Raw genomic sequence first — 14,265 nt, 5'->3', positions numbered from 1 at the left:
CCGCCGTGTTGGGCCTCTCGGCAGGTCAGGACGGCGAGAGGAACGCGGTGACGGAGCGGCCGGAGCGGCAGGGCTGGGCGAGACGGCTGTGGGGGTACGCCTGGCGCTACCCCAAGGACGTGGTGCTCGCACTCGGCTCGTCCCTCGGGGGCATGGCCGTCATGGCCGTCGTCCCGCTGCTCACCAAGGTCGTCATCGACGACGTGATCGGCGACCACAGCCGCGCCATGGCCCCCTGGGCGGGCGCCCTGCTCGGCGCCGCCGTCCTCGTCTACGTCATGACGTACGTCCGCCGCTACTACGGCGGCCGCCTCGCCCTCGACGTGCAGCACGACCTGCGCACGGAGATGTACGACACGATCACCGCGCTCGACGGGCGGCGGCAGGACGAGCTGTCCACCGGGCAGGTCGTGGGCCGGGCCACCAGCGACCTCCAGCTGATCCAGGGCCTGCTGTTCATGCTGCCCATGACCATCGGGAACGTCCTGCTGTTCGCGATGTCCCTCGCGATCATGGCCTGGCTCTCGCTGCCGCTCACCCTCGTCGCCCTGGCCGTCGCGCCCGCCCTGTGGTGGATCGCCCGCCGCAGCCGCAGCAGGCTGCACCCGGCGACCTGGTACGCGCAGGCACAGGCCGCCGCCGTCGCGGGCGTCGTCGACGGGGCCGTCAGCGGCGTGCGCGTGGTCAAGGGCTTCGGGCAGGAGGAGCAGGAGACCGGGAAGCTGCGCGAGGTCGGCCGCAGGCTGTTCGCGGGCCGCCTGCGCACCATCCGGCTCAACTCCCGCTACACGCCCGCCCTCCAGGCCGTGCCCACCCTCGGGCAGGTCGCGATGCTGGCGCTCGGCGGCTGGCTCGCGGTCGAGGGGGAGATCACCCTCGGCACCTTCGTGGCGTTCTCCACCTACCTCGCGCAGCTCGTCGGTCCGGTGCGGATGCTCGCCATGGTCCTGACCGTCGGCCAGCAGGCCCGCGCGGGCGCCGAGCGCGTCCTGGAGCTCATCGACACCCGGCCCGCCATCGCGGACGGCACCAAGGAGCTGCCCGCCGACGCCCCGGCGACCGTCGAGTTCGACGACGTGGCGTTCTCCTACGACGACGAGCGGCGCCCCGTCCTCGACGGGCTCAGCTTCGAGATCCGCTCCGGCGAGACCCTCGCCGTGGTCGGCTCCTCCGGCAGCGGCAAGTCCACCGTCTCGCTGCTCCTTCCCCGCTTCTACGACGTGTCGCGCGGCGCCGTCCTCATCGGCGGCCACGACGTGCGCGAGCTGACGCAGGAGTCCCTGCGCGCCGCGATCGGCCTCGTGCCCGAGGACTCGTTCCTCTTCTCCGACACCGTGCGCGCCAACATCGCGTACGGCCATCCGGAGGCGACGGACGAGGAGGTCGAGCGGGCCGCCCGCGCCGCCCAGGCGGACCGTTTCATCAGCGAGCTGCCCGACGGCTACGCCACCAAGGTCGGCGAGCACGGGCTCACCCTCTCCGGCGGCCAGCGCCAGCGCGTCGCGCTCGCCCGCGCCATCCTCACCGACCCGCGCCTGCTGGTGCTCGACGACGCCACCTCCGCGGTGGACGCCCGGGTGGAGCACGAGATCCACGAGGCGCTCAAGCAGGTCATGGAGGGCCGCACCACCCTGCTCATCGCGCACCGGCGCTCCACCCTGGGCCTCGCCGACCGCATCGCCGTCCTCGACGGCGGCCGGCTCGCCGCCATCGGCACGCACGCCGAGCTCGAACGCACCTCGCCGCTGTACCGGCGCCTGCTCACCGACCCCGACGAGCTGGGCGGCGTCTCGCCCGGCCACACCGCCCCGCCCCGCGCGGCCGGCGCCGTCGAGGACACCTCCGTACGCGACGAGCTGGACGCCGAGTTCGACGCCGAGCGCGGCATCACCCCGCGCCTGTGGACGGGCGACCGCGAGCCGAAGGACGCCGCGCTCGCCGGGGCCCCGGCCACGCCCGAGCTGCTCGCGCAGGTCGACGCCCTGCCGCCCGCCACCGACACGCCCGACATCGACGAGGCGCGGGCCGTCGCCCCCGAGGAGGCGTACGGCCTGCGCAGGCTGCTGCGCGGCTTCGGCCTCCCGCTGCTCCTGAGCCTGCTGCTCGTCGCCGTGGACGCGGGGATGGGGCTGCTCCTGCCCGTCCTCATCCGGCACGGCATCGACGAGGGCGTCTCGCAGGCCGCGCTCGGCGCGGTGTGGGCGGCCTCGGGTCTCGCGCTCGTCGCCGTCGCCGTGCAGTGGGTGGCCCAGACCGGCGAGACCCGGATGACGGGCCGCACCGGCGAGCGCGTCCTGTACTCGCTGCGCCTGAAGATCTTCGCGCAGCTCCAGCGCCTCGGACTCGACTACTACGAGCGGGAGCTGACCGGGCGCATCATGACCCGGATGACGACGGACGTGGACGCCCTGTCCACGTTCCTCCAGACGGGCCTGGTCACCGCGTTCGTCTCCGTCGTCACCTTCTTCGGCATCATGGCCGCCCTGCTCGTGATCGACCTCCAGCTCGCCCTCGTCGTCTTCGCGACGCTCCCGCCGCTCGTCGTCGGCACGTACTTCTTCCGCAGGTCGAGCGTGAAGGCGTACGAACTGGCCCGTGAGCGCGTGTCCGTGGTCAACGCCGACCTCCAGGAGACGGTGTCCGGGCTGCGGATCGTGCAGGCGTTCCGGCGCGAGCGGACGGGCGGCGCGCGGTTCGCGGCCCGCAGCCAGGACTACCGCCTGGCGCGGGTGCGCGGCCAGTGGCTGATCTCGGTGTACTTCCCGTTCGTGCAGCTGCTGTCGTCGGCCGCGGTGGTCGCCGTCCTGATCGTGGGCGCGCACCGCGTGGACGCGGGCACCCTGACGACCGGCGCCCTGGTCGCCTACCTCCTCTACATCGACCTGTTCTTCGCCCCCGTGCAGCAGCTCTCCCAGGTCTTCGACGGCTACCAGCAGGCCACCGTGTCCCTCGGCCGCATCCAGGAGCTGCTGCGCGAGCCGACCTCGACGAAGGCCCCGGACGAGCCGCTTGAGGTGCTCTCCCTGCGCGGCGAGATCGCCTTCGAGGGCGTGGAGTTCGCGTACGGGGGCGACACGGGCGAGGCGGCCACCGCCGCCGTCGAAGCCCCCGCCGTCGAAACCGCCGCCGCAGGGGAGACCGCGCTCAGCGGCATCGACCTGCGCATCCCCGCGGGCCAGACCGTCGCCTTCGTCGGTGAGACCGGCGCGGGCAAGTCCACCCTGGTCAAGCTCGTCGCCCGGTTCTACGACCCGACGGGCGGCCGCGTCACCGTCGACGGCACGGACCTGCGGTCCCTCGACCTGACCTCCTACCGGCACCGGCTCGGCGTCGTGCCGCAGGAGGCGTACCTGTTCGCGGGCACCGTGCGCGACGCCATCGCCTACGGCCGCCCCGACGCCACCGACGCGCAGGTCGAGGCGGCGGCCCGCGCGGTCGGCGCGCACGACATGATCGCCACGCTCGACGGCGGCTATCTGCACGAGGTGGCCGAGCGCGGCCGCAACCTCTCGGCGGGGCAGCGCCAGTTGATCGCCCTGGCCCGCGCGGAGCTCGTCGACCCCGACGTCCTGCTCCTGGACGAGGCCACGGCGGCCCTGGACCTGGCCACCGAGGCCCAGGTCAACCTGGCCACCGACCGCATCGCGGGCAAGCGCACGACGCTGGTGGTCGCCCACCGCCTGACCACGGCCGCCCGCGCGGACCGCGTGATCGTGATGGACCACGGCCGGGTCGCGGAGGACGGCACCCACGACGAACTCCTGGCCCGCGACGGCCGGTACGCGCGCCTGTGGCGCACGTTCGTGGGGGAGCCGGTGGAGGCCTGAGCCCGGCCGGGCTCAGTACGCCGACCTGATGTCCGTGATCCTGCGGGTCGCCAGGTCGGACTGGACCGTCAGATAGGTGTACGTGTGCTTCTGGCCGGTGCCCCAGGTCAGGCGCACCGTGGAGGTCGTCTTGCCCATGCCGCTGTCGCCCGCGGTCACGCGCCAGGCGGTCGGCGCGTTCTGCGCGCGCAGCACGCCGTCGGCGTCGTGGCGGCGCTCCCAGTCGAGCAGCCGCTCGCGCAGGTCGGGCGTCAGATAGAAGGTGCGCAGGGCGGCGGCGGCCTTGGCGGAGCCGGGGGCGCCCGCCATGTCGACGTACGCGCCGTAGAAGTGGGCGACCCGCTCGTAGGCGGGTCCCGGGCTGCCGCTGCGGGCGGGTGCCCGGCCCGGCTCGGCGGCGGCCGCGGACGGCACGGCGGCCACGGCGGCGAGGAGGGCGGCGGCGAGGATCGGACGGGCGCGGCGAAGGCCGGAGCCGCGGCGTAACGGACGTATCGGAGTCATGGGATGTCCTGCCTTTCACGTTCTGCTCCGTTCGACCACGGGTGGCTTCGGGAAGTTGTGTCAAACCTGGAAAATGGCAGGCACCATTCCGCAACCGTCGGATGCCTGTCCGGCGTCCGTACGTCCGTACGCTGATGCCGGGGTGGCGGGAGGGGTCATCGTGGAGAGTGGTCGGATACGGCGCCGCGTGGCGGGGGGTGCCGCCGCGGTCACCGCTGCCCTCTTGTTCTCGCTGGTGGGGCCCGGCGCGGGCGCGGCCCAGGCCGCCCCGGTCTGCCCCGGCCAGAAGATCCGCACCCTCACCTTCAGCACCGGCAAGGTCGTCCTCTTCAAGAAGCGCGGCTTCGTCTGCGCCGTGACGTATGCCAAGAGCACCCGCAACCGCAAGCCCATGTCCGTCAGCGTGCAGGCGCGCGGGAGCCGCCCGGTGCGGGACCACGGCCGCTTCCTGCGCCTCGCGGGCCCGGTGAAGGTGCACGCGGGCCACCGCTGTGTGTGGATCAAGGGCGATGTGAGCGGCCAAGGGGTCAGCTCCGGCTGGATCCTCTGCTGACCGCCCGGCGCCGGACAAGGACCTGGCGCCGGACCTGGTGCTGGACCCGGCACGCGTCCGCTGGACGGACACGACCGTCCCCTCAGTGAATTTTCCTCCGCCCGAGATGGCGGTGTAGCGCCCTTATGTCGCCAATGCGGCCTGGTGTGCGACCAGTTGCTCCGTTAGGTTCCGGGGAATTGCCGCGCCGACAGGGGAGGACGCATGCGCAAGGCGCTCAGATGGGTGCTGTCACTCGTGGTGCTGATAGGCACCATAGGCTTCACCGGAGCCACGGCGGCCACCGCCGCCACGCCCGGGGCACCCGCAGCCACGACCGACATCAAGGACCGGCTCCTCGCCATCAAGGGCATGAGCCTCATCGAGGAGAAGCCGTACGACGGTTACCGCTTCTTCGTCCTGAACTACCGCCAGCCGGTGGACCACCGGCACCCCGCCAAGGGCACCTTCCAGCAGCGCATCACCGTGCTGCACAAGGACACCGCCCGGCCCACCGTCTTCCACACCTCGGGCTACGGCCTGAACGTGAACCCGGGCCGCTCCGAGCCCACCCGCGTCATCGACGGCAACCAGGTCTCCATGGAGTACCGCTTCTTCACGCCGTCCCGCCCGGCCCCGGCCGACTGGAAGAAGCTCGACATCTGGCAGGCCGCCAGCGACCAGCACCGCATCTTCGAGGCCCTCAAGCCGATCTACACGAAGAAGTGGCTGTCCACCGGCGCCTCCAAGGGCGGCATGACCGCCACCTACTTCGAGCGCTTCTACCCGCGTGACATGGACGGCGTCGTCGCCTACGTGGCGCCCAACGACGTGAACAACAAGGAAGACTCCGCCTACGACCGCTTCCTCGCGACCGTCGGCACCAAGGAGTGCCGCACGAAGATCGAGGCCGTGCAGCGCGAGGCCCTGGTGCGCCGGGAGCCCCTGGAGAAGCTGTACGCCTCCTACGCGGCCGCCAACGGCTACACCTTCAAGACCATCGGCAATCTCGACAAGGCCTTCGAAGCCGTCGTCCTCGACGTGAACTGGGGCTTCTGGCAGTACCAGCAGTCGGCGACCGCCTGCGCGAAGGTGCCGACCGCCGCGACGGCCTCCGACCAGGGCCTGTTCGACTGGATCGAGGACGTCGGCGGCTGGTCCTCCTACGCCGACCAGGGTCTTGAGTACTACACCCCGTACTACTACCAGGCCGGCACGCAGCTCGGCTCGCCCGACATCAAGCAGCCCTGGCTCGCCGACCTGAGCCGCTACGGCTACCAGCCGCCGCGGAACTTCGTGCCGCGCGACATCCCGATGACCTTCCAGAAGCACGCCATGAAGGACGTCGACCGCTGGGTGCGCCACCACTCGCACCGGATGATGTTCGTGTACGGGGAGAACGACCCGTGGGGCGCGGAGCCGTTCCGCCCCGCGCGCGGGGCCAAGCACGACTCCCACGTCTTCACGGCGCCGGGCGGCAACCACGGGGCGAACGTCGCCGGGCTCACGTCCGCCGACAAGGCCAAGGCCACGGAGCGCATCCTCGCCTGGGCCGGAGTCCCCGCGGCGAAGCCCGCCCCGTACGACGCGAAGCTGGACCGCGAGCGCAAGCACCAGATGACGCTGCGGCCGTAGTCGGCGCTCCGCGCCTCGTCCTCAAACGCCGGAGGGGCTGAAGGATCCAGCCCCTCCGGCGTTTGAGGAGCGGGGTCCGGGGCGGAGCCCCAGTTTCGGGAAGGGGCGGGATCGGGGAGGCCCCCGGCAGGGTCACACCCGGACCGCGCAGCCGACCGGGTGGCGGCCGCCCAGGGATACGTACAGGGCGGTGCCCGGCGCGCAGGACGACCGCGCGGCCACGGCCGCCACGACGCGGTACTCCGGGGCCCGGCGGCCCGAGCCGTCGCACGGGGTCTCGCGGACCTCGCCCCGCCCGGCCCCGTACACACAGTCGCCCACGACGGTCCGGGGCCCGCCCCCGCCGCCGGGATCCCCGGGATGCGGCGGCTCCAGGTTCCGCATGCAGGCGTACCCGCGCGACACCTCCCCGTCGCCGTCCTCGTCGACGGCGGGCCGGCGCTCGCTGATGTGCAGGACGTAGTCGGTGCGCGCGGGACACAGGGGCCCGTCGCCGACGGGCCCGTCGTGGCGGGCGATGACGCGCGCGGCCGCCCGCTCGCTGCCGCAGGGCACCTCCGTGACGCGCTCGCGCCCCCGCGACGCGCAGTCATCGAGACCGAGGAAGACGGCCCCGTGCCCGGCGGGCGAGCCGGTGAGCGTGGGCCGCTCCGACGCGGCGTCGGAGCCCCCGGACTTCTGACATCCCGCCAGGACCAGGGCGGCGGCGAGCAGCGCGCCCCCGCACGCCGCTTCCGCCCTGGTCGTCCACATGGCAGCCCCCCGCCCCATGACCATGTGTACCCAGCGTGACCCCGCCACGCGCGGGCACGCCAGGCGCTCGGGAGGCTTTGCGCTCGTTGGCGAGGGGGCGGGACGCGCGCTGCGTACGGCCGGTACGCCCGTCAGTCGGACGCGGCGTACGGCTCGTACGAAAGGCCGTGGCCGAGGGGGTACAGCACCTGCCCGGGGGCGTCCGGGCGCGGCACGGGCACCGGCAGGCGGCCCGCGGGCCGGGCGCGCCCCGCGATGACGCGGGCGGCGGCGCGCAGTTCGACGTCGGTCCAGGAGTAGGTGGCGAGGGCGGCGGCGCCGGGCAGGTCCTGCGGGGTGCGGACCGCGAGGGTGACGACGGGCACGCCGGTGGCGGCCAGCGCGGTGAGGAGGCCGTGCTGCGCGTCGCCCTCCGTGACGTCGTAGGCCGTGACGAGCACGGCGGCACGCCCCGACGCGGCGGCCACGGCGTCGTCGACGGCTTCCTTGGACGGCGCACCCCCCGTGCTCAGCACGGCGACGTCGAAACCGAGGTCGGTGAGCGCGGCGGCGAGGACGGCGGTCGGCGGACCGGTCGTGCCGGACGGGGACACCGGGTCGGCGCCGACGACGAGCAGGTCGCGGTGGGTGTCGGGGGACAGCGGCAGCAGGCCGTCGTCGTTGCGCAGGAGTGTGGTCGTACGGTCGGCGATGCGGTCGGCGGCGGCGCGGTGGGCGCTGTTGCCGACGGTCTCGTCGACGCCGTCGAGGGAGACGTACGGATCGTCGAAGAGGCCGAGCTTCGCCTTGAGTTCGAGGACGCGCAGCACGGAGGCGTCGATGCGCTCCTCGCTCAGCTCGCCCTCGCGCACGGCGCGCACGACCGCGTTCCAGGCGAGCTCCGGCTGCGGCGGGTCCAGGAGCTGGTCGACGCCCGCCTTCAGGGCCAGTACGGCCACGCGGTCGTCGCCGTACTTGGTGCGGACGCCCTGCATGGACAGCGAGTCGGTCACCACCAGGCCCTGGTGGCCGAGCTGTTCGCGCAGCACGCCGGTGACGATCGGGTACGAGAGGGTGGCCGGGTCGAGCGCCGGGTCGAGGGCGGGCACGACGAGGTGGGCGGTCATCACGGCGTCGACCCCGGCGGCCAGCGCGGCGCGGAACGGCGGGGCGTCGAGCTCCTCCCACTCCTCACGGCTGTGGTGGATGTGCGGCAGCGCGGTGTGGCTGTCGGTCTCGGTGTCGCCGTGGCCGGGGAAGTGCTTGGCGGCGGTGGCGATCCCGGCGCTCCGGTAGCCCTCGACCTGGGCGGTCACGAACTCGGAGACGGCGTCGGGGCCCGCGCCGAAGGACCGTACGCCGATGACGGGGTTGGCCGGGTTCACGTTCACGTCGGCGGAGGGCGCGTAGTTCTGGAAGACGCCGAGCGCGCGCAGTTCGACGCCGGCGATGCGGGCCGCCTCGCGCACGTCGTCGCGGGAGCCGCCCGCGCCGAGCGCCATCGCGCCCGGCAGGAGCGTGGCGGGCGCGCCGACGCGGGCGACGACGCCGTGCTCCTGGTCGATGGTGAGCAGCAGCGGCACCCCGGGCGACTGCCCGAGGGCGACGCGCTGCACGTCGTTGGAGAGGGTGGCGAGCTGGCGCGGATCACGGGTGTTGTGGGCCCAGCCGAAGTAGATGAGCCCGCCGGGCCGGAACTTGGCCACGGCTTCGGCGGCGGTGCGGACGCCGAGCTCCCGCTCGTTGACCTCCATGTCGGCGGGGTCGGGTTCGGTGGCGTGGTGGCCGTACACGTGCAGGACGAAGAGCTGGCCGACCTTCTCTTCGAGCGTCATGCGGGCCAGGAGGGCACGCGGGTCGTCCACGGTGACAGGGGCAGCGTCAAGAGAGTCGTGAGGCACCTGCCACGGATATCCCGTGCCGTGCGGCGGGTCAAGGCTCCGGGAGCCGGGGACGGTGCCGCCACCGGCGCAATGGAGGGGGCGCACCGGTGGCGGCGCGCTGCCGGCCGCGGGCGGCGGAGAGGGAGGTCAGCGGTCGCAGCCAGCAGCGATGCCGACACCGCTCGCGAGACTCTCCGGCAGCGTGTCCGTTGGACGAGCGGGCCGCCCTCCGGGTTCCCCGAGGGGCGCGGAACGCGCGAAGTCGGTGCGCGCGGTGCCGGTGGGGCCCAGGAGCCGCCCTACGGGCCCGCGCCTACGCGGGCCAGGCCTCCTGCAACACCCGTACGGTCTCGGCGATCGCGGGCCGCCGGGCGGCGCCGGTCCGCCACACCGCGTACAGACGGCGCATCGGCAGCGGGTCGAGGCGCACCGCGACCACACCGGGCGGCAGCGGGCCGCGCCCGAGGCGGGGGAGCAGCGCGATGCCGAGCCCGGCGGCGACGAGCGCGATCAGCGTGGGGTTCTCCTCGGCCTGGTGGACGATGTCCATCTCGCACCCGGCGGCCCGCATCGTCCGCACCAGCCAGTCGTGACAGATCTGCCCCGGCGGCTGCGAGACCCAGCGCTCGCCCTTCAGATCGGTGCGCCGCACGGCGTCCCGCCCGGCGAGCGGATGCCCCTCCGGTACGAGCAGGTCGCACAGGTCGTCGCCGATCACGGCCTGGTCGACGCCGGGCGGCGTGGCCAGCGGAGTGATGTCCCAGTCGTGCACGACCGCGAGGTCCACCACGCCCTTGGCGACGAGGTCCACCGACAGATGCGGCTCGACCTCGGAGAGCCGGGCGTCCAGGGCCGGATGGCGCCGCGCGAGCTCGGCGAGGACACCGGGCAGCAGCCCGCGCGCCGCGGAGGCGAACGCCATGACCGTCAGCCGCCCGGCGGGCACGCCGCGCCGCTCCTCCAGCTCCGTCTCGGCACGCTCCATGATGGCCAGCAACTCCCGCGTGGTGGCGGCGAGATGCAGCGCCTCCTCGGTGAGCGCGACACCGCGCCCCCGGCGTTCGAGCAGGGTGGTGCGGGTCTCCCGCTCCAGCTTGGCGATCTGCTGGGAGACGGCGGAGGGCGTATAGCCGAGCGCGGCGGCGGCCGCGCCCACGGTCCCGTGCACGGACACGGCGTGCAGTGCCTTGAGCCGAGCCAGATCGAGCAAGGCGACCTCCTTGGGGTCACGACGAACGCGCGGGCGCCACCGGCCCGGCGGGGCGGCGCCCCCGCCACCGGCACCCAAAAACTAAGCGCAGCTAAATCCAATCATGAAGAAATCCGTGCTGGTGCTACACACTCCCGGCGAGTGATCCTCGACGCATGCGTCCCTCCCACATCGCCCTTGCCGTGCTCGTCACCGCCATCTGGGGCGTCAACTTCGTCGTGATCGAGATCGGCCTCGACCACTTCCCGCCGCTGCTCTTCTCGGCCCTGCGCTTCCTCGTCGCGGCACTGCCCGCCGTGTTCCTGGTCGGCCGCCCCAAGGTCGCGTGGAAGTGGCTGATCGGCGTGGGCCTGGCCCTGGGCGTGGCGAAGTTCGGCCTGCTGTTCATCGGCATGGACGCGGGCATGCCCGCGGGCCTGTCGTCCCTGGTCCTCCAGGTCCAGTCGGTGTTCACGGCGCTCATCGCCTTCGCGGTCCTGGGCGAGGTGCCCACGCGCCTGCGCGTGGCGGGCATGGCCGTGGCGCTCGCGGGCATCGGCGTGGCGGCGGTCGACGAGGGCGCGTCAGGGCCGCTGACCGCCTTCGGCCTGACGATCGCGGCCGCCGCCTGCTGGGGCGTGTCCAACGTCCTCACCCGCAAGGCGGCACCTCCCGACGCACTGAACTTCATGGTGTGGGTGAGCACGGTCCCGATCCTGCCCCTGCTCGCCCTCTCGCTGCTGTTCGAGGGCCCGTCGCGCGACCTGGACGCGCTGCGCTCGCTCGACTGGCAGGGAGCGGGCGTCGTCGTCTGGGTGGCCTGGGTCGCGACGGTCTTCGGCTTCGGCGCCTGGGGGTGGCTGCTGCGCCGCCACCCCGCGTCGACGGTGGCGCCCTTCACGCTCCTGGTCCCGGTGTTCGGCATGTCGTCGTCGGCGCTGTTCCTCGACGAGTCGGTGAGCGGCCTCCAGTGGTGCGCGGCGGCCCTCCTGGTCGGCGGGGTGGCGCTGACCTCCTTCGCCCGTACGCCGAAGCCCCCGGCGTACGCTGCGCCCATGCCTCCCGCAGCCCCGAAGGAAACCGCGACACCGGTATGACCGCCGAGCGAGCCCTGCGCCCCGTCGACCTGGCCCGGCTCGCGGGCGTGTCCACACAGCTGGTCCGCGACTACGCCGACGCGGGGGTCCTGCCGCCCGTCGAGCGCTCCCCGTCCGGCTACCGCCGCTTCCGTCCGGTGCACGCCCGGGCGCTCCTGACGTACCGCGCGCTGGCGAGGGGCTTCGGCCCGGAGACGGCGCGGGAGATCATGCGCGCGGTGCACGCGGACGACGTCCCCGAGGCGCTGGCCCTGGTGGACGCCGCGCACGCGGAACTGCACGCCCGGCGCGAGGCGTTGCGGGCGACGGCCGAGGCGCTCCAGGCGGTCGCGGGCGAGGCCTCGGTGGACGGGCCGGGTCTGCGCCCCCGCGCCCCGCTCACCGTGTCGGAGGCGGCGGCCCGGGTGGGCGTACGTCCCTCGGCGCTGCGCGTGTGGGAGTCGGCGGGCCTGCTCGCACCCGCCCGGGAGCGCGGCACCCACTACCGCCGCTACGGCGCGGCGGACCTCCGCGACGCCCGCATGATCAGCCTGCTCCGCCAGGCGGGCTACCCCCTGGCCCAGATCCGCCCGGTCATCGAGGACCTGCGCGGGGCGGGCGGCAGCGAGGCCCTGCGCGCGGCCCTGGACCGCAGGACGCGGGACCTCACCCAAACCTCCAGGGCGACCCTGGAGGGAACGAGCCGCCTGCACGCGTACGTGACGGACGCCGGACCGTAGGCGACAAGGAACGGGCACCAGAGGACAGGCTGGAGTACAGACCGGGGAACGGGTGGCGAACTCCTAGGCGCTGTCACTCACCAACCGGGCGAGCAACTCCCGCCCCCCGCCGAGCAATGCGGCGAGCGGAGCGGCATCCTCATGCCACCGCTTCTCGTACTCCCAGCACAGCCAGCCGTCCCAGCCCCGGCGGGCGAGGAGCTGGACGCACTCGGCCACCGGGAGGACTCCGGCGCCCAGGGCGACGGGGGTGGTGTCATCGGCGCCGGCGACGTCCTTGACCTGCACGTACCCGAGATAGGGCCCGAGCGCGGCGAAGGTCTCGGTGACGTCCTCCCCGCCCAGCCAGGTGTGCATGAGGTCCCACAGGGCGCCGGCGTGCAGATGTCCGACGGCGCCGAGGACGCGGGCGGCGTCGGCGCCGGTGCGATGGGAGTCGTGGGTCTCCATCAGGACCCGCACCCCGGCGTCGGCGGCGAACTCGGCGGCGACCCCGAGCCGCCGGGCGGCGTCGGCGTCGGCGTCGGTGTTCTCCCCGCCCCCGGGAAAGACGCGGACGAACGGGGCCCCCAGGTCCCGGGCGAGCCCGACCAGCCCCCGCACCTCGTCGAGGACGGCGTCGTCGGGGGCGTCCGAGGCGAGCCGCGCGTATCCGGCGACCCCCAGCACGGAAACCCCGGCGTCCTTGAAGGCGGCGGCCACGTCGGCTCGTTCGGCGGTACCGAGCCCGGGGTGGACGGGTTCTTCGGGATGTGCGCGCAGCTCGACGCCGTGGTAGCCGTGCGTGGTGGCGAGGCGGAGCACGTCCGCGACGGGCAGGCCGGGCACGCCGAGCGTGGAGAAGGCGAGTTCCATGGCCGGGACCCTATCCAGAACGCCCCGCGTCATTCGTCCCCGAGCGGAAGCCGCCAGTCCTGCCCCACGAGGTCGACGCCGAAGGACCGGTGGGCCTTCTCCGCGACCAGGACGAACCCGTGCCGTTCATAGATGCCCCGAGCGGAGGCGAGGACGTCGTTGGTCCACAGGACCACTTCCCGGTACCCCACGCTCCGCGCGAACGCGACGACGGCCCGTACGAGGCGGCCCCCGACGCCCAGCCCCCGCGCGTCGGGTTCCACGAGCAGGAGCCGCAGCCGCGCGACGCCCGGCACCTCGTCGCGTACGCACATCACGCACCCCACGGGCCGCCCGTCGAGCTCGGCGATCCACACCCGCTCCACGTGCGGATCGTGGTCCTGGGCGAAGTCGGCGACGATCCGCGCGACGAGCCCTTCGTAGTCCGCGTTCCACCCGAACTCCGAGGCGTAGACGGCCCCGTTGCGCTGCACGATCCACCCGAGCTCCCCGGCCCCCGGCTCCCGAAGGAGCACGTCCGCACCCTCTGGGGCGCGCCGCCTTCCCAGGACCTCCCGGACCACCCCCATGGCGGCCACGAGCCGCTCCCGCTCACCGGCGCTGACACCCCCGAGCAACGCTCCCACGGCCTCCCGCGACCGCTCGTCCAGCAGGTCGGCCGCCTGCCGCCCCCGAGCCGTCAACGAAACCCGCCGCCGCCGGGGATCCCGCTCCGACGGCGCCCGCTCCACGAGCCCGTCCTCCTCGAACCGGGCCAGGATGCGGCTCAAGTACCCGGCGTCCAAAGACAGCTCGGTCCGCAGATCCGCAGCGTCGGTCCGCACCGAGTGGGCGAGCTCGTACAGCACACGGGACTCGGTCAGCGTGTAAGGGGCGTACAGATGACGGCTGTAGTCGAGGGCGCCGATGAGGTTCGTGTAGAAGCGGTTGAACGAACGGATCTCCTGAACGCTCATGAGCACCCCAGACGGTTGACTCAGTCAGAGATGACGAGCGTAAGCCCGCCCGCACCCCTCGACCAGGCCACTTGAGACTTTCTCCAGCCCTCACCCCATTCAGCAGGCCAAAGTCCCAAGAGCGACTTCAATGAAACGATGGAAGCCATGAAATTCCACCTGGAAGTCGAATGCGACGAGACGGCCCTCGACGAGGTGACGTACCGGGAGCTGGCCCGGATCCTGCGCTACTGGGCGGGGAACCTCCACCACTACGAGCTGGCCCCCGGCATGACGGCGAAGATCTACGACTCCGAGTACAAGGAAACGGGCAGCTGGACGATCAGCTTCTGAGGA

12 protein-coding genes are annotated in these 14,265 nt (G+C 73.3%); 6 read left to right on the top strand and 6 right to left on the bottom strand.

Features of this window, described 5'->3' with window-relative positions; translation table 11 throughout:
• Positions 1–47: 47 nt before the first annotated feature.
• On the top strand, positions 48–3,827 hold the full coding sequence (locus tag C9F11_RS15405; RefSeq protein ID WP_138959840.1) for an ABC transporter ATP-binding protein: 3,780 nt from the start codon (positions 48–50) through the stop codon (positions 3,825–3,827).
• A gap of 12 nt (positions 3,828–3,839) precedes the next feature.
• On the opposite strand, the gene C9F11_RS15400 is transcribed toward C9F11_RS15405, so the two are convergent.
• The gene (locus tag C9F11_RS15400; RefSeq protein ID WP_138959839.1) at positions 3,840–4,331 is read right to left on the bottom strand and encodes a hypothetical protein; all 492 of its coding nucleotides are present in this window, start codon (positions 4,329–4,331) and stop codon (positions 3,840–3,842) included.
• A 160-nt stretch (positions 4,332–4,491) separates the two neighbouring features.
• On the opposite strand from C9F11_RS15400, the gene C9F11_RS15395 reads away from it, so the two are divergent.
• Both C9F11_RS15395 and C9F11_RS15390 read left to right on the top strand, forming a co-directional pair.
• Positions 4,492–4,884, top strand: a complete 393-nt coding sequence (locus C9F11_RS15395; protein WP_138959838.1) for a hypothetical protein — start codon at positions 4,492–4,494, stop codon at positions 4,882–4,884.
• 204 nt (positions 4,885–5,088) lie between these two features.
• Positions 5,089–6,498 (top strand): S28 family serine protease, encoded by a 1,410-nt coding sequence (locus C9F11_RS15390; RefSeq protein ID WP_138959837.1) that lies wholly within the window; start codon positions 5,089–5,091, stop codon positions 6,496–6,498.
• 132 nt (positions 6,499–6,630) lie between these two features.
• On the opposite strand, the gene C9F11_RS15385 is transcribed toward C9F11_RS15390, so the two are convergent.
• The 3 genes from C9F11_RS15385 to C9F11_RS15375 all read right to left on the bottom strand — a co-directional run bounded on the left by C9F11_RS15385 (position 6,631) and on the right by C9F11_RS15375 (position 10,323).
• Entirely contained in the window at positions 6,631–7,251 is a 621-nt protein-coding gene (locus tag C9F11_RS15385) for a hypothetical protein (RefSeq protein ID WP_138959836.1), read from the bottom strand.
• A 131-nt stretch (positions 7,252–7,382) separates the two neighbouring features.
• A complete protein-coding gene (locus tag C9F11_RS15380) occupies positions 7,383–9,065 on the bottom strand; it encodes a glycoside hydrolase family 3 protein (RefSeq protein WP_138966525.1) in 1,683 nt (560 codons plus the stop codon).
• A gap of 361 nt (positions 9,066–9,426) precedes the next feature.
• Positions 9,427–10,323, bottom strand: coding sequence for a LysR family transcriptional regulator (locus C9F11_RS15375; protein WP_138959835.1), 897 nt, complete (start codon positions 10,321–10,323; stop codon positions 9,427–9,429).
• Between the two features lie 155 nt (positions 10,324–10,478).
• Between C9F11_RS15375 and C9F11_RS15370 the strand changes: the two genes are divergently transcribed.
• Both C9F11_RS15370 and C9F11_RS15365 read left to right on the top strand, forming a co-directional pair.
• On the top strand, positions 10,479–11,399 hold the full coding sequence (locus tag C9F11_RS15370) for an EamA family transporter (RefSeq protein ID WP_138959834.1): 921 nt from the start codon (positions 10,479–10,481) through the stop codon (positions 11,397–11,399).
• A complete protein-coding gene (locus tag C9F11_RS15365) occupies positions 11,396–12,118 on the top strand; it encodes a MerR family transcriptional regulator (protein WP_138959833.1) in 723 nt (240 codons plus the stop codon). Before C9F11_RS15370 ends, C9F11_RS15365 begins: the two co-directional genes overlap by 4 nt.
• A gap of 63 nt (positions 12,119–12,181) precedes the next feature.
• Here C9F11_RS15365 and C9F11_RS15360 read toward each other — a convergent pair whose 3' ends face one another.
• A complete protein-coding gene (locus C9F11_RS15360) occupies positions 12,182–12,973 on the bottom strand; it encodes a sugar phosphate isomerase/epimerase family protein (RefSeq protein ID WP_138959832.1) in 792 nt (263 codons plus the stop codon).
• Positions 12,974–13,002: 29 nt separating this feature from the next.
• Entirely contained in the window at positions 13,003–13,929 is a 927-nt protein-coding gene (locus C9F11_RS15355) for a helix-turn-helix domain-containing GNAT family N-acetyltransferase (RefSeq protein ID WP_138959831.1), read from the bottom strand.
• A gap of 138 nt (positions 13,930–14,067) precedes the next feature.
• Here C9F11_RS15355 and C9F11_RS15350 point away from each other — a divergent pair, with 138 nt between their 5' ends.
• Positions 14,068–14,262, top strand: coding sequence for a hypothetical protein (locus C9F11_RS15350; RefSeq protein WP_346347276.1), 195 nt, complete (start codon positions 14,068–14,070; stop codon positions 14,260–14,262).
• Positions 14,263–14,265: the final 3 nt, after the last annotated feature.

The organism is Streptomyces sp. YIM 121038 (assembly GCF_006088715.1).
GTDB lineage: Bacteria > Actinomycetota > Actinomycetes > Streptomycetales > Streptomycetaceae > Streptomyces.
Note: the sequence above shows the minus strand (reverse complement) of the source record. Positions and strands in the feature narration are given on the sequence as shown.

Excerpts from the sequence above, each read along its gene's own strand:
- C9F11_RS15400 (WP_138959839.1), bottom strand. The coding sequence starts at position 4,331 with ATGACTCCGATACGTCCGTTACGCCGCGGCTCCGGCCTTCGCCGCGCC.
- C9F11_RS15390 (WP_138959837.1), top strand. The coding sequence starts at position 5,089 with ATGCGCAAGGCGCTCAGATGGGTGCTGTCACTCGTGGTGCTGATAGGC.
- C9F11_RS15385 (WP_138959836.1), bottom strand. The coding sequence starts at position 7,251 with ATGTGGACGACCAGGGCGGAAGCGGCGTGCGGGGGCGCGCTGCTCGCC.
- C9F11_RS15380 (WP_138966525.1), bottom strand. The coding sequence starts at position 9,065 with ATGACGCTCGAAGAGAAGGTCGGCCAGCTCTTCGTCCTGCACGTGTAC.
- C9F11_RS15370 (WP_138959834.1), top strand. The coding sequence starts at position 10,479 with ATGCGTCCCTCCCACATCGCCCTTGCCGTGCTCGTCACCGCCATCTGG.
- C9F11_RS15365 (WP_138959833.1), top strand. The coding sequence starts at position 11,396 with ATGACCGCCGAGCGAGCCCTGCGCCCCGTCGACCTGGCCCGGCTCGCG.
- C9F11_RS15360 (WP_138959832.1), bottom strand. The coding sequence starts at position 12,973 with ATGGAACTCGCCTTCTCCACGCTCGGCGTGCCCGGCCTGCCCGTCGCG.
- C9F11_RS15355 (WP_138959831.1), bottom strand. The coding sequence starts at position 13,929 with ATGAGCGTTCAGGAGATCCGTTCGTTCAACCGCTTCTACACGAACCTC.
- C9F11_RS15350 (WP_346347276.1), top strand. The coding sequence starts at position 14,068 with ATGGAAGCCATGAAATTCCACCTGGAAGTCGAATGCGACGAGACGGCC.